The organism is Ferroacidibacillus organovorans (assembly GCF_001642725.1).
GTDB classification, from domain to species: Bacteria; Bacillota; Bacilli; order Alicyclobacillales; family SLC66; genus Ferroacidibacillus; species Ferroacidibacillus organovorans.
Genome location: NZ_LSUQ01000009.1, coordinates 29006 through 51445 on the forward strand (window position 1 = coordinate 29006; position 22440 = coordinate 51445).

Sequence of the window (22440 nt, forward strand, 5' to 3'; positions counted from 1 at the left end):
CAAGGCAAATCCCTACATCGAAGTCATTTAGTTGAATAGCGCAGAATCGATCCGTTTTTGTTGAAAGATTCGCTTGGGATACGGGAGAGCCAGTGGGGGCATCTGCTCAACGGTAAAATAGCGAAGTTCAAAAGATTCTCCGTCTATCGCTTCCAGTTCGCCAGAATCTACTTTACAATCAAAAACCAACACAACATACTCCACCTGGTTACCATCCGCATATCTAAAGCGAAACTCTTGACCCCCGAATGCGCCAACGAGTGCCATCGGCGTGACATTCAGCCCTGTCTCTTCCCAAACTTCGCGAACAACCGCTTGAGATGGCGTTTCTCCAAGCTCAATCGCGCCAGCAGGCAGGCTCCATATCACACTTTCGGCAGTTGGACGTTGAAATAAAATCTTGCCTTCTTTGTCGCGTATGATGGCCGCCACAGATGGGCTGAAAATCAGATCTGTTCCAATCTTGGAACGGAGGTTTTGGTAAAAATCGGACATCGGCATAGAGCCCTCTCCTATCGATCAGCCTTGCGCTTCGCACCATGAACCGAAAAGGGTGTCAGCATTAGAATGTGATCCTTTCCGACTCTTGCGTTTCTGCAAACCATCGCAGCAAATCGTTGTGATGTTCAATGATCTGTTGCGCGCTGAGATTCTTTTTATTGAAGGTACTGTGTGAATCCTTGGCAAGAACGACGTCATATCCCATGGTGAACGCCCGACGGCATGTCGTATCGACACAAAGTTCCGTTTGCATGCCCGTCAAAACAAGCTTGCGAATCCCGCCCTTCTCAAGTTCTTCGTGGAAGCTCGTATTGTAAAACGAGTCTGGCGTATTTTTTTGAATTCGAATATCCCCAGCCATCGGTGCAACAGCGGGATGAATCTCCCAACCACGCGTATTGGGTTCAAGCGCCCCACCAGGTTCCTCGTTGTGTTGTACATAGATCACCGGAACCATGGACGAGCGTGCTTTTGTGATCAGTGCTGCAATCCGGCGCAACAACATGTCACCTTGATACACCGCTTCCGCTTCTTCAAACATCCCGACTTGCACATCAATGATGATCAGTGCGCTGCCGCTCACGACCTTCCTCCTCTGACTCTTTCAATTTCACGTGCCATACACTCCAAAAATTCAGCAGCTTCAAAGACAAATGATCGATAAACGCTTCAATTCATCTAAAGGATACGATTTTTCACACAGATTGTCACAAATCATTTAAAAGCGAATCCTATCCCAACACGGAATTCCGTCTGCGCACGTTTTTGGCATAAATTCGAGTCATCAGCCAGCCGATGACACCAAAAAGGATTGGATAAACCATGGCCCACCCACTGAATGGATACAAAATCACGCAGACTACAAAGGGAATCCATGCTAAAGCTTGTTTACCCCACCCGGCACCTTTCATAAGTTTTAAAGCAGAGGCCATTGCGATGATATAAAGAGCTAAAAACATCGCACTCGGCCACGTCATAAACGCGCCAAGATCAACGTGAAATACGGTGTAGATCGCCAGCACCACGGCAAAATCCAAACCCAGCGCAGACAGAGCGCCGATCGGTGTTTTGTGGCGTTCATGCAACCGTAAGAGCACCGCCGGAAAGACACCTGCTCGCGCCTGGCTGTAAACCATTCGCGAGAATCCAGCCACATTGCCGTGAATGGCGACAAATGTAATCAATAGCGCCACGATACCCGAGACCGTCGAACCGATCCTGCCCATTCCAATTCCCACCAGTTGACTGAGAGGTGTCACGGTATACGCTCCGCCGTAGGCGTGTGTGCCGATAGTTACAACGGAGAGTGCGACATAAAGCACGCCGACGAGCATTGGCGCCAGAAGAAAGATTCGACGCAAGTCTCTTGACGGGTCGTGAAACTCCTCGGCGAGATGTCCAACCATCTCCCAACCGACAAAACACCAAAAGATCTCCACAGCCGATGTGCCAACCGGAAGCCATCCGTGTGGCGCAAGCGGATGAAACTGTTCCTCATTTATATGCGGACCTGCCGCGATGATGGCGCCTAGTATAAGCACGACAATCAGCACCAAGATGAGCACCTGCGCCCACGCCGCCATCTCGACACCACGCCAGTGTAAGATGAGCGACAAAAGCAGCATGAGCGCCGCCGTGATCGGTATGAAGATCGAAGGGAGCGAAAACGTTCCGACAACATAATTGGCGCCAACAAGCGCGACGATGGGTACGCCGACCGGAATGGTGCCAAGAAACAACCAAGCGGTCATGCGTCCCACGGTATCGCCAAACGCCAATCGCGCATATTCCACAATGCCTCCGGCATGCGGATACTTGGCGCCAAGACTTCCGAGCGTAATGGCAAGCGGAAAGGCTAAAAGTGACATCAAAAGCCACGATATAAGTGACGCCGGACCTGCCTGCTCTGCCGTGATGGCTGGAAGAATGAGGATGCCGGATCCGAGAACGGCACCGATTGCGATCGCTGTACCCTGCACCCAGGTAAGTGAGCGTTTCAACTGCGAATCGATCATGAGGAGTTCTCCTTAACAGCGCAATCACTTCCTCATCACAGTACACGAACGATATCATCTTGTCATTGCAAATGGGTACGATTCATTTCTATCGACATCACCAAATCTACGCTGATTCATCCACATCAAATTGAATCGGCATGTACGCGGATGCAAAATCTTTCAAACTCATAGCGAAGCAATGCGTCTGGAATCGGTGCTGGTTCACCTCGTGTTCTTGTCTCTTCCGCCCACGCAAGGAGAACTTCATAGGGAGTCTCTGTGGTGATTCCGCCAAACCAGCGCTGCCTCTCTTTTGTCGCTATACTGACGACATTTAATACATCGCACGGACCCAGACAACCCGTGATCGTGAGTTGCACCGTTTTTAGCAACTTGCGCTCTTTCCATGACTTTTTAAGCCAGTCTAGCGGAATTCCTGGTTTTCCCTTGCCTGTTTGTCCACAGCAACATCCCGAACAAACAAAGACCTGTCCAAGCACAGCGCGTTTCGTCGTTTTTTCTGCAACCAACACGGCACTCTGAAGTTCAATCACATCCATCGGATTCACGGCACTCCTCTTTCATTCTTCTGTTGTGCAACCTGATGCAGGCGAGTTTTGCAAGCTTTACATTCGTTCAGAGCGTGCAGCCCACCGCTCTTCGATTCTGAATAACTTCCACGATCCGAAGGAAATCCCCCAGACCCCGATGAATAGCGCGACAAGAATGTACCCCATCACACCAAAATTAAGCCCTTGGAGCTTTCCCCAAAAACCAGAAGAAAGCCCAATCTCCTGAGTGACGACCTGAACGAGCTCGATGACGCCAATCACGGATGCGGCTAGCACACCGAGTCCCGTTACTGAAAGGTTGTAATAGATTTTTCGCAGTGGTGTGGCAAACGCAAAGCCATACGCAGTGGTCATGAAAATTCCATCTGCCGTATCCATGAAACTCATTCCTGCCGCAAACACAATTGGTAAAGAGATGATTCCTGTAAGAGGCAGCGCGTGTTGTGATGCAGTAGCCGAAATTGCCAGCAAGGCGACTTCGCTCGCCGTGTCAAATCCCAAACCGAACAGAAACCCAATCGGATACACATGCCAGTTATTGGTGACGAGTTTCATGAGTGGAGCGACCAGTCGCGAAAAAAAACCGCGACTGTGGAGCAATTCATCCATCTCGTGCTCTGTGACCCGGTTGCGGCGCATGCTCAAAAAAACCTGGAAGAGTTTTAGCCAAATGAACAAGTTGATGCAAGCCAGCACAAGAAGAAATGAACCTGACACAAATGTGCTCACAATTCCGCCTATGCGTTGAAATTGGGGTAATTTCTGAACTAAATGTACCGTGACGGCCGTTGCCAACGAAATCAAAACAACCACAGTCGAATGACCCATCGAAAAGAAGAATCCGATTCCGTGCGGTTTTTTTCCTTGTTGAAGAAACTTGCGAACCATGTTGTCGATAAAGGCGATATGATCAACATCAAAAGCGTGACGCAAGCCAAAGGTGTAGGCCAATAATGCCAAACCGAGCAACATGGGATGCTTAGGGACAGAAAGGATTAACAAAAAAAATCCTAATCCGTGTAACGTGATAACGCCTAACCCATATCTCAAAGAATCACGGTACATGTGTGTTTTTCCACTCCTCACCTGCTAGCTGTGCGAAACGATACAAACCGAAACGGTTACGTTTCCGCTGCGGACTTTCTCAACCACAAAGTCTTTGGCATCTGAAGAGAGAAGAGCCGCAGGTTCACTTACACCGTACGCTCCCACATGCTTAAAGACGGTTTCGGACGGATTGGGAATGGAGATCTGATTAAGTTGCTCCGCGGTATACGTGACGAGTGGCCACTTGTGTCGGGCACACAGTTCAAGCAATCCTGGTTCATCCGCTTTTAGATCAATCGTCGCCACATTGCGAACGCTCTTCGTGGACAATTGAACGGTATTCAATGCGTGTGTGATCACCTGCTCAATCTCCTTTGCAGATGTCCCGCGGTTGCATCCCACACCGACGACGATAACTTTTGGCCGATAAAGCACACCCCTCGCCAAAAACCGTCTCGTCTCATCCTTTGTGAGTAGGCGGGGGGTGATGACGAGCGCCGCATCAAACGTCTGTTGGCAGGCCGCTTCGAGACTGTTAAAAACTTTCAAATATGCGGGTAACGGTTTGGTATAGGGCCACCAGTCAAGTTCACCCGCCTCTTGAATGATGTGAACTCGCTCTTCATTGACGACCGCTGCGCTGACTGCCGTCACCATTTCAAAGTTTTCGATCTCAAAGCCAAATTCCCGCCCGAGCAAATCGACGGCAACCGTCTGCGCCACATCTGACGCTGTGGTGATCACAGGTCGCGCGCCAAGTGCCTTTGCAACTTGTTGCGTAAGTAAATTTGCGCCACCAAGATGCCCCGAGAGTACACTGATTGCGTGCTCTGCGCGATCATCGACGACAACGATGGCAGGATCCGTTTTTTTATCGCGAAGAAGAGGGGCTACAAGGCGAACCATGGCGCCCAGCGAAAAGATGCCGACGAGTCCGCTGTACGCAGAAAAGAGCGTTGGGACATGATCGACAACCGACCCTGAAAACGCAGTAATCTCGCGCGCCACTTCATCGCCTTGAGCAAATTTCTGGGGATAATAGACATCCACGTCAGGCAATTGTTCCTGAAGTCTGCGCGCAATCGCCGTACCATGTTTCGTGATCGCAACAACGGCCGTGGAGTTAGTCAACTGCCGTCACCCCTTTTCGGTAGCGGTGTGTAAACGACTTGTCGTATAGTTTCGATTTGTTTTCCCCTTTTTCCGGCAACTCAGGGTCCAGTGCCCAACCAGCGAGAATCATGGCGTGATTTGAAATATGCTCATCACCCATCGCGCGCACGAGCCCATCAAGCGTTGTACGGATGATTTTTTGATCCGGCCACGATGCCCTTTGCACGACGGCGACTGGCGTATTTGGCGTCCAACCAGCACTCAGAAACTCATCCACCGCTTTTTTAGCCAATGTCGCACTAAGGTACAAGGCAATCGTACTGTGGTGGCGCGCGAGATCGCTCAGCTGTTCGCCTTCAGGCATGGGCGTGCGACCACCCATGCGCGTCAAGATCACGGTTTGCGTGAGATCGGGCACCGTAAGTTCAGCGCCAACTGCAGCGGCAGCGGCGAATACCGAACTTACGCCAGGGACTATTTCGTAAGCGACACCCGCGCGTCGCAGCAAGGTAACCTGCTCAAGGATTGCTCCGAAAACAGATGGGTCACCCGTGTGGATGCGGGCTACACGCTTTCCCTGTCTCACGGCATCTACCATGATGCCCACAATCTCTTCGAGGGTCATCCCTGCGCTTTTGTAGATTTTTGCGTTTGCACTCCCCATTTCAGCAAGTTCCTCACGAACCAGACTGTCTGTGTAAATCACGACATCCGCCTGCTTCAAAATGCGCATTCCCTTTACGGTCATCAACTCAGGATCGCCAGGCCCCGCACCGACGATATAGACCTTCGCTTCAAGCGTCATTTTCTCACCACCATAAGCGTTAAATAGTTAAGGGAAGCCCCCTGAAGTTCCCGCACATTTTTCCACACATGTTCCCCTGCTGAAGTCACTTTCGTACATACCATTGCGTTATCGATGAGTTGCAACTCTCCGAGCAGCAAAATCATGTCATCCATAACCTTGGCGACCTTCAGAAAAACGACACAGTCGTGCGTAAGAAGTGCCTGCCGCATCCTCGTCAAATCACGGTTTGCAGGTACGATGGCGACAACCTCGTCACCATCTGCAAGCGGCACCCCGAGCCGACTTGCGGCTGCATTGACGGAAGAGACGCCAGGAATCGAAACAACCTCCGCCTCGGGGTGCTCCTGTCTCATGAGCCGGCTCATGTGAATAAACGTGCTATAAAGCATCGGATCACCTTCCGTGACAAAGACCACATCCTGGCCTTGACGGAGATAGGCCCACACCTTTTCGACCGTATCCTCCCAGTGTCGCAAAAGAACGTCTTCATCCTTTGTCATAGGAAAAACGAGACCAAGCATCGTTTTTTCAGATGGATTCACATAGCGTTCCACAATCTCCAGCGCATAACTTTTTCCGCCCATGCGTTTATTCGGATAGGCAATCACAGGTGCCGTCTGCATGAGGCGATACGCCTTGACGGTCACCAATTCAGGATCGCCTGGACCGACGCCCACGCCATACAGCGTGCCATGGTTAACAGACATCTGTTTCCGCCTCCTCTCTTGGGGCACGCCAAGCTGTAACAAGGTACACAGGGTTCATGCCTTCAAAACGAGTAAGATTTAAGATCGGCTTACTGCGCGCCGTCTGCACAAGTGTGATTGAAACGAAAAATCCAAGATCACCTAAGGTTTGCTGCGCTTCATACAAATTCTCGATCGTAGCAGCGCTTACTACCACTCTCCCGCCTTCTCGCAGTCGCTTTGCGCTGAGGGCAATCACCTCTTTGAGTTCACCCCCACTCCCCCCAATAAACACGGCGTCAGGATCTGGAAAATCATCCAATCCTTCTGGCGCGCGCGCGTGAAGGGCGACAAAATCTGCCCGAAACTTGATCTGATTTGCACGCAAATTCTCCAAATCGCCCTCATTTTTTTCAACCGCGAACACTTGCAAACCAGGCGTGGATCGTATCGCCTCAATCGAGATGGACCCCGTGCAAGCCCCTATGTCCCATAGGACGCCTCCCGGTTTTAATGCGAGATCAGAGAGGGTGAGTACACGAACTTCACGTTTCGTAATCAGGCCCCTGTCAGGTTTTCGCTGGGCAAACACTCCGTCATCCATACCAAGCGTAAAAATAGGCACTTTCACATCATGGCGGCACTTCAAGATGACCACATTCAGCGGAGAAAACTCCGTGTCCAAAAGTTGGTCCAACGAATACCAACCTGTGCGCTCTTCCGGACTCCCCAATCGCTCTCCCACAAACGCCTCATACTCCGTCATCCTGAAACGCTTGAGATACATTGCAATCGCTGACGGCGTGTTCTCATCGTCTGTCAGGAGCGCTACGATTGCGACTCCATGCAATCTTTGCGCGAGACCCTGAATCGACTTCCCGTGCAGGCTCACAATCTCTGCGTTTTGCCAGCTTTCGCCTGCACGGGCAAAGGCCAGCTGGATGGAACTCATATGCGGTATAACCTCGATCGCGTTTCTCCCCCATTTGCGGACAAGTGTTGCCCCGATACCAAAAAAAAGTGGATCGCCGCTTGCCAATACAACAACAGAACACCGCGTAGCATCGCGTTCAATTTCAACCAGCGTATCGCGCAGAGGTGTTTTAATCACTCGTCTTTCTCCTTGAAATTCAGGAAAAAAACTGAGTTGACGCTCCCCACCGTATAGGATTTCAGCTGCGTATACGCGTTCTGCCACCTTTTTAGATAGCCCATTTATCCCGTCGTCGCCCATTCCCACGACCAGAACCTTTTTAAGATTCAAGCTCTGCACCTCCCAAATACTCTCCGTTCAAGCTTGTTAGGTGCGTAGCGATGCGCATTTCTCCGCGTATATGATCAAGCACCTGTTCACAGCAAGTCACGGCAAGATGATGAAAGAATTCAGGGTATCCCCACTCAACCATCCAATCGCCAACCTGATTGGCCGTATTGGCCGTCAGAATTTGTTCCATCTTTTCCTCCGGAACCGCGACATGACGCGCAATCTTTGCGATAAAAGAAAAATCGATGGGGGCGCTTTTTGCGTGAACCATCATGATGCCTTGCGCCACCTTTGAGAACTTCCCCATCATGCCGACAAAGCGAATCTCCTTCATCCCGACACGTTTCGCCTGCTTGGCTGAAAAGCCCACAAAATCACCCATTTCAATAAAAGCTTCATCAGGCAATTCAGGAAATAACTTCATCGCATATTTTTCACTTCGTCCGCCTGTTGTGAGCACGATTGTCTGAATCCCCTGCGCTTTAGCCACACTCATGGCATACGCAATGCTCGCCTTATAAGAGGATGTAGAGAATGGAACAACGATGCCTCTCGTCCCTAGGATGGAGATCCCGCCCAAAATACCGAGTCGCCCATTCAATGTTTTTTTGGCGATCTCTTCGCCATCCGGAACAGAAATGACGACGTTGACTCCGCGCTCCATGTCACGCTCTGAGAGCACAGATCCCACCGTCGATTGGATCATCTGCCGCGGAACCGGATTAATGGCGGCCATCCCAACCGGGATGGGAAGTCCCGGTTTCGTCACCCTACCTACGCCAACACCGCCGTCAATTTCAACCCCCGGCTTGTCCGACCAGGTGACCGTCGCGATGATTTTTGCACCGTGTGTCGCGTCAGGATCATCACCACCATCTTTGATGGTCGCAGCCTGTGCTTCGCTTGCTGTGTAGCGCACGTCATGGTGTTGAAACGTAACCCATTCACCTGCAGGGATCCAGATGGTCGTCTCTTCAACAACGCGCTGCTCGATGAGCGCCAAGAGTGCAGCTTTGGCGCAAGCAGTCGCGCAAGCTCCCGTTGTGTATCCGTGTCGAAGTGGACCTTCAGGAACATCAAGCATTTCGCCCACACGGCATCACCGACCTTGCGCATCGGCAAGCAGCGACAATGCGTTCACAGCCGCCACAGCGACTGGACTGCCACCCTTTCGCCCTCGATTGGTAATGTAAGGGATATCAAGCTTTAGCAACTCCTCCTTCGATTCCGCAGCCGAAACAAAACCAACCGGAACGCCGACGATGAGACTCGGCTTGGTCAACCCTTCTTTTATGAGCCGAATCAATTCTAGAAGAGCTGTTGGCGCATTGCCGATTGCAAAAATGGCGCCCGCATGCATATCGCACGCTTTGCGGACAGAGAGGATTGCGCGTGTTGTGTTCAAGGCTTTCGCTTCTGTTGCCACATCCTGATCAGAGATGTATACGTGAACATCGCCTCCAAAGCGAGCAATTCGCGGTTTGCTGATACCAGACTGCACCATTTGCACATCAGCGACGATCGCTCGACCTTCCCGAATGGCCTTGATGCCCGCATTGATTGCGTCTGGATGAAAGACCAGGCTGCGCCCTAGCTCAAAATCTGCCGACGCGTGAATCACGCGCTGAATAATCGGAAATTGTTCAGCCGTGAACGTATGTGTGCCTAATTCTTCCGTAATGATGGAAAAACTTTTTGCCTCAATTTCCTGAGGCTGTACAGTCAACGGTTTATATTCGTCACGAACGTTCACTGCGTTCATCCTCCTCTGAATGTGTCAAGCCAATTCGACGTGCAATTTCACTCAATAAAGCGTCTACCGTTGAAAAACTCACTGCAAAATCGAGTTTGGGCCGACCAATGACGATCACCTCGATCCCCATCGCAAGTGCTGCTTCTACTTTTTCATCCACCGCTCCCGGTCCGCCACTTTCTTTTGTAATCATCAACGTCGTTCCATAGTGTCGATAAAGCGCCTCATTCAAATCTCTGGAAAAAGGGCCCTGCATGGCGATGATGTTTTCCTGACCAACGCCGAGTTGAACGCATTTTTCCATGTTGTCTACCCGTGGCAACATTCTTGCGACAAGACGCACTTCAGGATCCCCAACAAGTTTTGCAGTAAAAATAGGCAGTGTCTTACTCCCTGTTGTTAACATGACATTGCCCTTTTTTTGAGCGGCAAGCTGTGCCGCTTCTTCATACGTATCGACATGCAGCAGTGACGCGTGATCACGAAACGTTTGTGATGATCGTTCATAGCGAAGATACGTCACACCGCACGCATTCGCCGCCGCCATCGCAGTGAGGTGCGCCTCTTCCGCAAAGGGGTGACTCGCATCGACAAGAAGTGTTGCGCCTTTCTCCTTCAACAATGCCATCATTTCTGCAATGTCTAATCTTCCAACGCGAACTTGTAGTTCAACGGCTTTTAGTGCATTGGCAGCGTGCTCTGTGACAACACTCGTCAGCAAAGGATATCCTGCATCTTGAATGGCAAGCGCCAGATCGCGCGCATCACTCGTCCCGGCCATAAAAAAAATCACCGTTTTACCCCCTTGCTCCTACGTTCCGCATACGGCGTCCACCGCAATGGTTTGAGGTTTGTCCTGATAAGAAAATCCTTCAATTTGGCCCATCCTCATGAAAAATTTATGGAACCTCTCACCCGGAAACGCTTGTGACTGATACGTGGCGATGATGCGTTCAAGCAAATCCGGCATTTGCTCTGCGGGGATACCTTCTGCGACACGTTGACCCGGTCCCGCGTTTCGCCCAGTCGTCTTGCCGCCAAGAAACAGATCAAATCGGCCTTTGCGAAACACGAGCCCAATATCTTCATTCACTGCGCCATAACACGCCATTGCACATCCGTTAAAACCGATGCGCAACTCCTTTTCGACAGACTGGCCCGCCAATCGTTCAGCGATCTCCTCTGCAAAGGAGATGCCTTCAAACTTCTCGCCATCACAAAAATCGCAAGCCTTCAACTTGATGACATCACCAACGGGGAATACGCGCATTCCACCTTCACGCAACTCTTTGACGATTTTCTCAGCGTCATCCGTTGTTGTTCGAAAAATCAAATGGTGCGCGGGCGTGTATTCGAGTTCACCCTGGTCTCCTGCCAGCGTGGCGAGAAGGAGGAGCTGTGACGGGCTGAACTTCTTGTTCGCCACACCAGGACTGACGGCAATCTCCAAAATCGTTGATTGATGTGCAGAAGATTGTGTTGAGATTGATACATCAGCCCTATCGATGATCTTCATATCTGAGTTTCGCAAGCGACCCAGTGCTTCAGCAGCCCATTCACGCGAAGATCGATTCTGTATCTCCGCATAAGAATTGAGAGACCAAGGTTCATTTTCAGGTTTGAGGCGCTCACCAGGACGCAGTCGCTGCTCCACACGGCCAAGGGTGTATTTTCGCTGATACCCACGAGGGGTGATCATCAAATCATCGTGATAAAACGTTGATGTGTTCCCAATGATGACCGTCGTCAACATACCAATGTCGTGATTTAACATGTCATCCAGTGTTGTTCGTACCACGACCTGTCGATCTCGGTACGCACTCTTAACGAGTCCCACAGGCGTTTTTCCATCGCGATACTTGAGAAGAATCCGCTGTGTCTCTGCAATTTGTCGCGTACGCCGGCCACTCTTCGGGTTATAGAGCGCAATCACAAAATCTGCCGAGGCTGCGGCTTCAATCCGTTTTTCAATCACTGTCCATGGCGTCAGATGATCCGACAAACTAATCGTACAAGCGTCATGCATGATGGGAGCACCTAAGAGCGCTGCACATGAATGGATTGCAGAAATGCCCGGAATGACTTCCACCCGCGGTTGATCCCCGGTATGCCACCCGCGTTCAATTAATACTTCGTATACCAAGCCGGCCATTCCGTATACCCCTGCGTCGCCACTTGAAATAACAGCGACCACCCTACCTTCGAGTGCCAGATCAACCGCCTTTTGCGCCCTACTCACTTCTTCCGTCATGCCTGTCCGAACAATGTCCTGATCGATCAACAAATCTCTGATTAAATCGACATATGTGTTGTAACCGATGATGACCTGACTCTCCTGAATGGCCTCACGCGCGCGAACCGTGATATGTTCGAAGCTTCCTGGCCCAAAACCAACGATTAAAATTTTCCCACCCATGAATACCTTCCTCTCTTCATCGCGCCAATACCTTATCCGGTTCGAACCAGCACAGGGCATTTCGAAGTCGAACGACATTCCCTACCACAATCACTGCGGGAGATTGCAACCGAGCCTCTTCAACAACACGCGCAATTTCACCAAGTTTGCCAACAGCCACTTCCTGTCTCAAAGTCGTACCCCACTGGATGACAGCAACAGGTGTGTCTGCATTGCGCCCGTTTGCAATCAATTTCTCAGATATCTCTCTCAGGTGCCCCATGCCCATGAGAATCACCAAAGTTTGACTTGAAAGCGCAAGCACCTCCCAAGGCGTTCCTGAGGAATGAAGACATTCATGTCCAGTAACCACGTGAACCCCCGAAGCAAGCGTTCTATGCGTGAGCGGAATCCCTGCATAGGCTGGCGCAGCGATCGCCGAACTGATGCCAGGAACGATCTCAAACGGGATACCCATTAACGCGAGCGCCTCAGCCTCCTCGCCTCCTCGCCCAAAAACAAATGGATCACCACCTTTTAATCGAGAGACGGTGTGACCGCGTGCGGCCTTTTCCACCAGCAATGCGTCGATTTCTGCCTGTGGCAACGCATGGTTGTTTGCTTCTTTTCCGACGAAGATTCGTTCAGCATAGCGAGGAATCATCGCAAGAATTTCATCCGATACCAGACGGTCGTAAATGACAACATCCGACTGCTCCAAATAATCCTTAGCCTTCAGCGTCAACAACCCTGGATCACCAGGACCCGCGCCGATCAGATACACGATACCTGTCACGTCATCCCCTCCAGTTAACCGCGAGAACCTGCTTCGCTTTGGTAGACATGTGAATGTGCATGGTCATGATGATCGTGATTGTGGGGATGTTCGTGTGCCGCCAATTTGCGATATTTGCACAGGTCGCAATTCATGAAAGACTGACCGCGCACCGCCTCCTCGCGGCGCTCTAGAACGATTTCTATCAACCGTCTGTGCATGCCAAAATACTCCGCCATATGCAGCGGAATCGTCGGATCGGCAGCTTGCATCTCTTGTAAAACATCTCTCATGCGTTTGATAAGTACGCCCGTAAACAAAAAATAAGGAACAACAACCACGCGCTTTGCGCCGAGTGAAAGCGCACGTTTTATGCCGTCTGGCAACCTTGGAAATGTGATGCCAGTAAAACATACCTCGACGGTGAACACTCCTGTTTGCTCCCACACTTGACGGGCAATCTTGTATAAATCTCCGTTTGCGTCTGGATCACTGCTGCCACGGCCCATGAGTACAATCGCGGTTTGATGGATCTCTTCCTGTGCAAACATCGCTGCCTGCTCATAAAATCGGTCGGTCAACAAATCAATCATTTGTTCGTGAAGGCCAATGTTGCGCCCATAAACAATCTCGACATTCGGATATTTGCGTCTGGCTGCATCAAGATACTCAGGGATTTCGAATTTTACATGCGAGGCTGCGAGAAGAATCACGGGGACGACGACAATGCGATCTGCATCCTGTCGTATGCACGCGTTCAACCCATCTGGAATCGTGGGCGTCGTCAATTCGAGGAAACAAGCTTCAAAATGTTGGGTTGGAACCCGTCGACGGATTTCATTTACAAATTCCAGAAACTCCTGATTACCATCGGAGTCCCGACTTCCGTGACCAACAAACAGTGTTATTTCATTCATTTTTATCCCCCTAAGTTTTCCATACTAGGAGGATTGTTTGTGGGTAAGCCATTATAAAAGCACTCTTTTATAGTAAAAGAGTGCTTGTACACGACAAGAGTCGCCCACAAACACCTCCCTATCGACCGTAGGTTGCCGAAGACTGCTCAAATGAAGATATCTTCATCATTTGAACTTCCTTCATGGGTGTTCAGAGAAAAGGCAGGTCTCCTGGCTCGGGATCACAGCCGTCGATTTCCTTCCCAAGCAAACGCTCAGTGGCAATCAATCGAGGCTCACCCTTACAGTGGCGGGACCGCACCGGACTTGCACCGGTTTCCCTCTTACGCTTACCTCTGGCATCTAAAAGAAATTACGCTTTTAGAGTCACCTGAGGTAAACACCTTTTCCTCATTATTCAATTTTGATAAACGGTAGTCTCACAGAATTAATCTATTCTTATCGTAGACGAACTCGTACTAGAAAATCAAGTGATTGATGGAATTTCAACTCTCGCAAACGTCAATTTCGACGTAATTTTACTTTTACAACAATACCTCCATCGCCATCACGTCAATAAACTGGCCGTCCAGTATCCCTTGGTTCTTAAACACGCCAACCTCACGATACCTCATTTTTCGATACAGTCCCTGCCCAGCTTGATTAAACGGGAACGTGAACAAGACGATCTTGTGGAAGCCGTGCTGGCGAGCCACTTCCTGCAATTTCAATAGGAGAGCGGAACCAACGCCTTTCCCGCGCGCAGTTCGGCGAATATAGACAGACAAATCGGCTACCCCCGCATAGGCGCAACGGTGAGAGTACGGATTGAGAGAGGCCCACCCGAGAGTTACTCCATCTTCTTCAGCGACGATCACTGCATACCGATCGACGTGGTTTGCAAACCAATTTTCTATATAGACGCTATCTTTCATGTCTGCCTCAAGGGTTGCAATGCGATCCTCAATCCCCTGATTGTAAATCGTCAATATGTCTTCCAAATCGGTTCGCTGTGCCGCTCGCAACATCAACATGATAAGTTCCGGCTCCTTTTGCAGGAATTTCACTATCCGAGAATCCCTCTTTGCATTTCGCCTATTTTTTATTTAAGTAGACTTATATCCTACGCAGGCAAACTTCTAGCAGAATAGATTAATCGCGAAAGTGAAGATTCAATTCGACTTGCCAAGGGGGTGAAAACCGTGGTAAGTATTCCGAAACAGCCTGATGTCGTGTTTATCTACTGGGAAAAAAATCCTCTCAGACCAAGATCCCACCGTCGGATAAAAAAGGTTTGTGTTGTAGGGACCGCATTCCCTTGCAGAAGCTCACTGCACCTGGGAAACACCCTCTTGCATGCTAAGCAGTGCCTGTTAAGACATGGTTTTGTTGTCGTTTGTCACAGGCATTCAACCAGTGTCAGTGGATTCACAGTTCTTGAGCGCAGATGAACACCTCATTTCGAAGAAAAAAGCGGTAAACCACAACGGTTTCCCGCTTTTTTTCTGCATCTACGCTTTCACAGCAAGGGCAATCCATTCGTCTGTTTCAAAGCTTGAAACAGCCCCATTTTCGATCACAATGTTGAAATAAGACTTAAAATCTCGGGGCGCATTCAGAAGCATCGACGATACCGCCAGACGGTGCGCATCGGTAGGAGCCATTCGATCCAGCCACGATTGAAAGCGAAATTTCTTTTTTCGGGCCGTACTCTGTGCAAGAATGAATCCTTGTTTTTCCAACAAGCTCTGCCATTGAAGTACAGTCAGACACTTTACATGACTCGGATCGCGAATGGCCTCGACAAGATTTACAAAATCAGAACACGCAGGGTCATCCGGCGCAACATTGTCAATCAACAGAAATCGTCCGTTTGGACGCAATACGCGCGCAACCTCACGAATAAACGCGGCTGGATTGGGAAAATGGTGTGCCGCAATGCGACAGGTAACAATATCAAATGAATCCTTCAAAAAAGGCAGTTCTTCCGCGTCTGCAAGCACGTATTGTGCGTTCTTTACACCGCTTTCAGTCAAGTGATTTCGAGCGGTCTCAAGCATCATCGACGTCAGATCAGTAACTGTCACGCTCTGAACAAAAGGCGCCAATGTTTTTGCTACGTGACCGCCTCCCGTTGCAACGTCGAGCATGATATCAGCAGATGTGGGGTGCAGCAACTCAATGGCAAGTGCGAGATCCGAGCCTTGCGCATGTCCCTCACTCGACACATATTTTTCGGCATTTTGTCCGAATTGCTGTTGAACACGCTGTTTGCTGGAAGGATTAAAGCTCATTCAAACTCCTCCTGACGTGCGAATTCTGGTGCCCCCTCATGCCTGTTTGATAAGAAATGAGAAAAGCATCATGTGAGATTTATAGCGTGAGCAGCACCCGCAACCTTTTTTAATGTCCTCCCGTACCATACCGCCCACAGTGGTGCTGCGATGAAAATTGAACTGTAAGCGCCGCTGATGAGACCGATAGAAAGGGCAAACGTGAAACTGTGAATGGATTGACCTCCAAAGAAGAAAAGCATGAACGCGGCGATCAGTACTGTGGCAACCGTATTTAATGAGCGGCGCATCGTCTGCCAAAGACTCTCGTTTACAAGCGTATGCAGTTCGCGATGGGTTTTGGGAGGATTCTGTTTCAAATTCTCCCGTATTCGATCAAAAATAACAATCGTGTCATTAATAGAATACCCGATAATGGTGAGTACAGCAGCAACAAAGGTTAGATTGACCTCTAAACGCAAAAGCACAAAGACAGACATCACAATGAATGCATCGTGCAAAAGCGCGATAATTGCCGCCACAGAAAAGCGATACTCAAAGCGAAACGTGATAAAGACGGCAATGCACAGTGATGCAATAAGCACTGCCAAAATGGCCTTTTGAGAGGTCTGCTCGGCGACAAGTGGATCAACTGTATCCACTTGTAAAGATGAATTTGGAAAGGCACCACTTGTTGCATGGGCAATCGCTGACTCTTGAGTCAGTGACAAAACTTCAGGGAATCGAATCATGGCGATTTCGCCATTCATCCCCGCAACCGTAACGGCTCCATTCGAAACGGGCACACCCGAATTTCCGATGACTTGTTCGACTTTCACTGTGCTAAAAGGTCTATGAATATCTAATTGTATCTGGGAACCTGCCTTAAAGTCAGTCCCGAGATTGAATCCAAACAACAAGAAGAGTAAGAGCCCAGTGATCGTGATTGCACAAGATAGAGAGAAAAACCACTTACGGTGACCAAGGATGTCAAACCGTAGGTTCATTTCGGCAATCCTCCTTTGCGAGCGCCATACCAGAATGAACTGCGCACTAGATTGGCGCGCGTAAACAGCGTCAGCATCGTGCGCGAGAGGAGAACCGCGGTCAATAAAGAAACAAGAATACCGACCATAAGTGCCACGGCGAACCCACGGATCTCCCCTTGCCCTAACCAAAACATCACCATGGCTGCGATAAAGGTGGCTGCATTTGAATCAAAAATCGTACGAAATGCCCGCTTTGATCCAGCGAGGACCGCCGATTTTAAACTACGTCCATTCTGAATTTCGTCTTTGATACGCTCATACGCAATAATGTTTGCATCCACCGCGATCCCCAGGCCTAGGATAAGCGCCGCTAGTCCTGGCAGTGTAAGAGTAATCGGAAATACTGCAAAGACAAGGAGTGTCAAGTAGGCGTACGCGACAAGAGCAATCGTCGCGATCAACCCAGCTACGCGATAAATAACCATCATGAAAATGAAGATAAGTCCAATAGAAATGAGTCCCGCATCCATCGTCGATTTCAGTGAAATGGCGCCGAGTTGCGGGCCGATACTTGTCGATGAAACGAGTTTGAGTGGGAGCGGAAGTGCTCCGGCATTCAATTGACGTGCAAGCGTTTGTGATTCCTGGAAACTGTTTAGTGGCCCAATGGATGTTTGACCATCTTCGATGACACTATCGATCTGAGCAGAATTGATGAGTCTTCCGTTCAAAAAAAGATAGATTGTCTTTCCTAAATACCTTTTTGTGATATTTGACCATTTCTCCTTGTTTTTAAACGTGACATCAACGACCGTTTGGCCAAGCTGATTCTGTCCGACCGATGCATGATTTGCGATGTCACTGCCTGTTATAAGCAGAGAAGTTTTGATCGGTATAATCTGACCGCCTTTTGCCACGGTCACTTGACGATAAATGGCCAACTGAGCAGTCTCACCAATGACTTTCTCGGCATTTTGTTGGTTTGAGACGCCAGCGAGTTGAACGCTAATTTCATTTCCATTTTCCACATTAATAATAGGAGATGAAACGCCTAGAGAATTCACTCGTGTCTCGACCGCCTGAACCGCCGCTTGAATGTCTCCCTGCGTGAGAACTTTACCCTTTGGAGGTTGAATGTCATAAAGCAAACTAATGCCGCCTTTTAAGTCTAGTCCAAGCGGAATCGCCTTCCAGACTCTCAAAACTGTGCCTGCCGTGAGGCTGAGGATGATGATCGCTATCGTGAGAAAAGCACCCAACCGGCCAAATTTCACGCTTCATCGCTCCCCGTCAATCCATTAAAGGGCATAGTGAACAGACCCGCAGATAAAAATCTTACAGGCTCAGTTCGCCAAATCATGATTCGATGAGAAGAGTATTCTACGATTTACCAGAAAATGCCGCGATTAAATTAAAATGCTTATCATCTTTATACTGCGTTTTTTGGAGAAGGGTCGCCGCAGCCATAGGGAGAGACGCTAACGCGGCAGTCACTACCGTTGACTCTATTTTAGGTGTCCCCTGTTTTAATCGAAGAACTCCAGTTATGGTTAATACTCCCATGAACACAACAGTCAGAGTGATGATTGCGACTAACCACCACTTCGTATGGATTTGACGTGAATGACTCTCATTTGAAATCGAATGGACTTTCGTCAAAAGTTGGTCTCTAAACTCTTGAGATACATCGAGATCCTTTGCAATCGTACGTTCAGCGATGTGGCGCAAGTTTTTTAAGCTGTCTTTGGTCTGAACGTTCTTCATGAGCTAGTCCTTCCTCTCTTTGTTTAAGAAGTTTTCTTGCCCGAAATAATCGCACCTTCACAGCGCCTTCCAAAATACCGAGCATTTTAGCGATCTCATTGATTGATTTATCCTCAAAATAGTGAAGCAGTACAACCTCTTTTAACTTCACAGGTAACTCCTGTACTTGATATGCGATGGACATTTCATCCGAGCGTCTAAGCACTTCTGATTCGGCCGAGGGCGAAATCAACGTAATCGGAAAAATATCAACCGGAAAGGCAGGATGGCGCTGTTGCCACCGGGCGAAGTTCCTGCAAACATTCACAGCGATTTTTAATAACCAAGTCTTTGCATCGCAATCACTTCGAAACGCAGCAATGTTTTTGTAGGCTCGAATAAAAACTTCCTGTGTTAAATCTTCAGCCTCATTGTTGTTTTTCGTGTAGAAACGTATAAAATGCAAGATATCTCGCCCGTATGCACGCAACAGGCCATCCATCGTCTCCTCGTCATTTGGCAAACCGCTTCACCCCTCATGACAATTTAGACACCACAAATCAGAAAAGGTTACACTGCGATTCACAAAACTGTTTTTCCCCTCTGTTAGCCCTAACTTAGCATAGATCAGTGCCTTTGTTATCCATGCGAACGGTCACATGTTTCAAAAATAGAATAATAAAAAACCCCAACAATGAGTCGGGGCGCACATATTACGCACATTATTTCGCCAAGATGCCGAATGCTTTACATGAATTCGGTTCAGCACAACTCAGGAAGTCTTATAAGATAATGCGGACGTATCGAATCTTACTTCTGCTTGCGGTTTATAGGCCACATACCCCCGATTCAGTCCGTATGCAAAGGGTTCGCATGCAACATGTTCGTATCCGCAGGACTTGAGCATTTCGTATACTTCCTTTTTCCAGAATCCCCACACTTCTCCTTGTTTCATCCCGCGTTCGTACTGATCTGGATCGTAGCGATACCGCACTTTGTGAACGATGATCGAAACCAGGGGATTGATCATCGTAAGAAGAATCTTGCCACTTGGTTTGAGCACTCGTCTCGCTTCTCGCAATACGTCCAATCGATTCGGGATATGGTTTAACGCAGCGATAATCGTTACACAGTCAAACTCTGCATCCCCAAAAGGCAATCGAGCGGTGTCTTCCACGACACGATCTACATGATCCCACGGATAAACATCCACCCCCACCCCGTTGCCGTGAGCGCGCACAATGACGTTGTCTCCGCAGCCAATATCCAGTACCCTGCCGTCAACATGTCTCAGTGCAAACAGAATTCTCTCCTGATCGATCGGAGTTAGACCAAACTGTATCGATTTTTCGGCTGACATTAGACATAAAACAGGAAATGCAATGCGATCCTTCATCAACTGCCACCGATTTCGGCCGCGTCGAACTGATATCAACATCTCTGGTGTAAAAAAATGCATCCCAATACCTCCCTATGCACAAAACGATTTTCACAGGTCTATACGACCGCGTCAAAAGCAATCGTGTTCAAATTCATTCCTTTTTATACATAGGGCGTTTGATTAAGGACAATCTATGGCGGGCGGCAGCTTGATCGATATTGACCAAGAGAACGGGGTGTTGGTGGTGAAGAATGCACGCAGATTGAATATACGGGTACAGGTGCTTCGCTTAACCATTTGCTCCATAGCATTTCTCTCCATCACGCCTTGCCATGCACATGCACATGCCGAGAAATCTACACTTGCCACCCTCTCCCCTAAACCCCAGATGATTTATCTTAGTGGAAAGGATTTCACGATCGATATTCCTATTCGCGTGGTCATTGGGCGCAATGTCTCAACAGAGAACGCCACTCTTTTTCGCGAGATTCTCTCTCCCTATCCATCTTTCGTCCCTATTAAAAAGGATCGTGCCGATTCAAAAGATCAGATCAAGGCGGTTCTACTTCACGTATCAGATCTCTCTCTCGTAAATCGTGAGACAAAAGAGATGGGGGTGTCCTTTCACGCCGTGCCGGTGCGAGAGGGGTATATTCTTATGATCGGATACGATGTGCATGGTCATAAACAAATCGTGATCGTCGGCGCCGATCCGTCGGGGATCTACTATGGGGAACAAACCTTGTCGCAGATCCTCGGCAATGAGCGGCGGCGAACGCGAATACCCGCTGCACTTTTGTGGGACTGGCCCACACTTTCGTATCGCGGGATCATTGAAGGGTTTTATGGGAAACCTTGGAGTCAAGCCAAGAGGATGCACTTGATTGAATTCTGCTCACACCAAAAGATGAACACCTATGTGTATGCCCCGAAGGATGATCCATTTCACAGAAATTTATGGCGCATTCCCTATTCACCTGCAACACAAAAAGAGCTTGGACAGCTCATTTCATTCACCAGACAACATCATATGCGATTTGTATTCGCTCTCTCCCCCGGGAACAGCGTGTCGTATACGAGTGAGACAGATCTTTTGGCGATGATCCAAAAGAATCAAGCGATGTGGGATGAAGGAGTCAGAGATTTTGCGATCTTTTTCGATGACATCGGACACCATCTCACGCATCCAGTGGATCGCGCGCGCTTTGGGAATGATTCTGGCGCTTTGGCCAGAGCACAGGCGGATTTTTTGAATCAATTTTATACACGATTTATTCAAACACATCCTGGGGCGGAACTTATCACGGTTCCAACCGACTATTATCAATCGGGACACACTCCATATCGAGATCAGTTCGCAAGAGAAGTTAACAAACACGTGAGCATCTGCTGGACTGGGGATGGGGTTATTGCAAAAAGTGTCAGCGTTAAGGATCTGACGCTTGCCAAAAAAATCTTCCGTCACCCCCTCCTACTCTGGGATAATTACCCCGTCAACGACTATCTACCTTCACGGTTGTTTCTTGGACCCTTAGAAGGTAGAGCAGGTAACCTTGGCGATCAAGGATTAGTAGGAATGATCTCCAATCCAATGATTGAAGCTGAAGCGTCGAAGATTGCGTTACACACCATTGCAGATTATACATGGAATCCACTCGGTTACAACGCAAAGCAGGCCTGGGAGAATGCACTGCGTGACATTGGTGGACGCGCCTACACCTCTCTTCGGTTATTTGCCTGGGCCAATCGATCATCCCCCATCGCACGTATAGACGCCCCTTCAAGGCTCGATCATAAACTTTCTGAATTCCTTTCCGCCTATCGAGCGGGAAAACACAGCAAACTTGACCTTGTAGCAGACGATGTAAGGGGTGAATTACAATCGCTGCAAAACGTCCCAAAGGATCTGGCGCTACACATGAATAACCCTGACTTTATCCAAGAGATGCTTCCCTGGTTTCGCGTGATGTCAAAGAATGCGTTCCTCTCCCAGGTTGCTTTAGAAATGCTTTTAGCTCAACGTGACGGCGATCTGCGCAAAGTCGAAAAATTACGGAACATCATCCAACATCAAAAAGTAGACAACATAAAGCCTGTGGTCGTCCCAATGCCTGAGTTGCGCAATTTTATGAGAGAGGCCTGCGCAGAAAATGATCGGTGGATGGGACAAGAGTCGCATATGCGACACCTGAATCGTTGGTTTCTTACACTATTGCAAGCCAGTGTGCGAGCAGCGCGATGATGGTT

23 protein-coding genes and 1 riboswitch are annotated in these 22440 nt (G+C 49.1%); of the genes, 1 reads left to right on the top strand and 22 read right to left on the bottom strand.

Translation table 11 applies throughout. From position 1 onward, the window contains the following. Positions 1 to 27: 27 nt before the first annotated feature. The 22 genes from AYW79_RS04820 to AYW79_RS04925 all read right to left on the bottom strand — a co-directional run bounded on the left by AYW79_RS04820 (position 28) and on the right by AYW79_RS04925 (position 20271). Positions 28 to 501, bottom strand: a complete 474-nt coding sequence (locus AYW79_RS04820; RefSeq protein ID WP_067562376.1) for an NUDIX domain-containing protein — start codon at positions 499 to 501, stop codon at positions 28 to 30. Positions 502 to 562: 61 nt separating this feature from the next. Next, positions 563 to 1084, bottom strand: coding sequence for a cysteine hydrolase family protein (locus AYW79_RS04825; RefSeq protein ID WP_082806828.1), 522 nt, complete (start codon positions 1082 to 1084; stop codon positions 563 to 565). Between the two features lie 148 nt (positions 1085 to 1232). Next, complete coding sequence (locus AYW79_RS04830; RefSeq protein ID WP_067562379.1) at positions 1233 to 2516, bottom strand: APC family permease; 1284 nt, start codon at positions 2514 to 2516, stop codon at positions 1233 to 1235. Positions 2517 to 2641: 125 nt separating this feature from the next. Further along, positions 2642 to 3058 carry a (2Fe-2S) ferredoxin domain-containing protein gene (locus AYW79_RS04835; RefSeq protein WP_067562381.1) on the bottom strand — a complete coding sequence of 139 codons (417 nt, stop codon included), beginning with the start codon at positions 3056 to 3058 and terminating at the stop codon, positions 2642 to 2644. Positions 3059 to 3124: 66 nt separating this feature from the next. Further along, positions 3125 to 4135 carry a HoxN/HupN/NixA family nickel/cobalt transporter gene (locus AYW79_RS04840; protein ID WP_067562384.1) on the bottom strand — a complete coding sequence of 337 codons (1011 nt, stop codon included), beginning with the start codon at positions 4133 to 4135 and terminating at the stop codon, positions 3125 to 3127. Positions 4136 to 4159: 24 nt separating this feature from the next. Next, positions 4160 to 5248 (bottom strand): cobalt-precorrin 5A hydrolase, encoded by a 1089-nt coding sequence (locus AYW79_RS04845; protein WP_067562388.1) that lies wholly within the window; start codon positions 5246 to 5248, stop codon positions 4160 to 4162. Further along, a complete protein-coding gene (gene cobM / locus AYW79_RS04850) occupies positions 5241 to 6035 on the bottom strand; it encodes a precorrin-4 C(11)-methyltransferase (RefSeq protein WP_067562391.1) in 795 nt (264 codons plus the stop codon). Before cobM ends, AYW79_RS04845 begins: the two co-directional genes overlap by 8 nt. Further along, entirely contained in the window at positions 6032 to 6745 is a 714-nt protein-coding gene (cobI, locus tag AYW79_RS04855) for a precorrin-2 C(20)-methyltransferase (RefSeq protein WP_067562393.1), read from the bottom strand. Before cobI ends, cobM begins: the two co-directional genes overlap by 4 nt. After that, positions 6735 to 7988 (bottom strand): precorrin-6y C5,15-methyltransferase (decarboxylating) subunit CbiE, encoded by a 1254-nt coding sequence (cbiE, locus tag AYW79_RS04860; protein ID WP_079291049.1) that lies wholly within the window; start codon positions 7986 to 7988, stop codon positions 6735 to 6737. Before cbiE ends, cobI begins: the two co-directional genes overlap by 11 nt. Then, a complete protein-coding gene (locus AYW79_RS04865; protein WP_067562551.1) occupies positions 7978 to 9072 on the bottom strand; it encodes a cobalt-precorrin-5B (C(1))-methyltransferase in 1095 nt (364 codons plus the stop codon). The genes cbiE and AYW79_RS04865 overlap by 11 nt, the downstream gene beginning before the upstream one ends. Positions 9073 to 9087: 15 nt before the next feature. Next, positions 9088 to 9741, bottom strand: a complete 654-nt coding sequence (locus tag AYW79_RS04870) for a precorrin-8X methylmutase (protein WP_067562396.1) — start codon at positions 9739 to 9741, stop codon at positions 9088 to 9090. Further along, positions 9728 to 10534, bottom strand: a complete 807-nt coding sequence (gene cobK / locus AYW79_RS04875) for a precorrin-6A reductase (protein ID WP_067562399.1) — start codon at positions 10532 to 10534, stop codon at positions 9728 to 9730. Before cobK ends, AYW79_RS04870 begins: the two co-directional genes overlap by 14 nt. Positions 10535 to 10552: 18 nt before the next feature. After that, positions 10553 to 12157: a precorrin-3B C(17)-methyltransferase gene (gene cobJ / locus AYW79_RS04880; protein ID WP_067562403.1), complete on the bottom strand. Its 1605-nt coding sequence runs from the start codon at positions 12155 to 12157 to the stop codon at positions 10553 to 10555. A 16-nt stretch (positions 12158 to 12173) separates the two neighbouring features. Next, positions 12174 to 12932 (bottom strand): uroporphyrinogen-III C-methyltransferase, encoded by a 759-nt coding sequence (gene cobA / locus AYW79_RS04885; protein WP_067562406.1) that lies wholly within the window; start codon positions 12930 to 12932, stop codon positions 12174 to 12176. 14 nt (positions 12933 to 12946) lie between these two features. Then, on the bottom strand, positions 12947 to 13828 hold the full coding sequence (locus AYW79_RS04890) for a sirohydrochlorin chelatase (RefSeq protein WP_067562409.1): 882 nt from the start codon (positions 13826 to 13828) through the stop codon (positions 12947 to 12949). 194 nt (positions 13829 to 14022) lie between these two features. Continuing rightward, positions 14023 to 14217: riboswitch (cobalamin riboswitch) on the bottom strand. Positions 14218 to 14352: 135 nt separating this feature from the next. Further along, a complete protein-coding gene (locus AYW79_RS04895) occupies positions 14353 to 14841 on the bottom strand; it encodes an arsinothricin resistance N-acetyltransferase ArsN1 family A (RefSeq protein ID WP_067562554.1) in 489 nt (162 codons plus the stop codon). A 477-nt stretch (positions 14842 to 15318) separates the two neighbouring features. Continuing rightward, a complete protein-coding gene (locus AYW79_RS04900; RefSeq protein ID WP_067562412.1) occupies positions 15319 to 16101 on the bottom strand; it encodes a class I SAM-dependent methyltransferase in 783 nt (260 codons plus the stop codon). A gap of 68 nt (positions 16102 to 16169) precedes the next feature. Then, complete coding sequence (secF, locus tag AYW79_RS04905) at positions 16170 to 17087, bottom strand: protein translocase subunit SecF (protein WP_067562414.1); 918 nt, start codon at positions 17085 to 17087, stop codon at positions 16170 to 16172. Beyond that, a complete protein-coding gene (gene secD, locus AYW79_RS04910) occupies positions 17084 to 18343 on the bottom strand; it encodes a protein translocase subunit SecD (RefSeq protein WP_067562418.1) in 1260 nt (419 codons plus the stop codon). Before secD ends, secF begins: the two co-directional genes overlap by 4 nt. 106 nt (positions 18344 to 18449) lie before the next feature. Next, the gene (locus AYW79_RS04915) at positions 18450 to 18833 is read right to left on the bottom strand and encodes a hypothetical protein (protein WP_067562421.1); all 384 of its coding nucleotides are present in this window, start codon (positions 18831 to 18833) and stop codon (positions 18450 to 18452) included. Next, complete coding sequence (locus tag AYW79_RS04920; protein ID WP_067562425.1) at positions 18781 to 19335, bottom strand: sigma-70 family RNA polymerase sigma factor; 555 nt, start codon at positions 19333 to 19335, stop codon at positions 18781 to 18783. The genes AYW79_RS04915 and AYW79_RS04920 overlap by 53 nt, the downstream gene beginning before the upstream one ends. A 249-nt stretch (positions 19336 to 19584) precedes the next feature. After that, the gene (locus AYW79_RS04925) at positions 19585 to 20271 is read right to left on the bottom strand and encodes a class I SAM-dependent methyltransferase (protein ID WP_067562428.1); all 687 of its coding nucleotides are present in this window, start codon (positions 20269 to 20271) and stop codon (positions 19585 to 19587) included. Between the two features lie 130 nt (positions 20272 to 20401). Between AYW79_RS04925 and AYW79_RS04930 the strand changes: the two genes are divergently transcribed. Continuing rightward, entirely contained in the window at positions 20402 to 22435 is a 2034-nt protein-coding gene (locus AYW79_RS04930) for a beta-N-acetylhexosaminidase family protein (RefSeq protein ID WP_197461041.1), read from the top strand. Positions 22436 to 22440 lie beyond the last annotated feature (5 nt).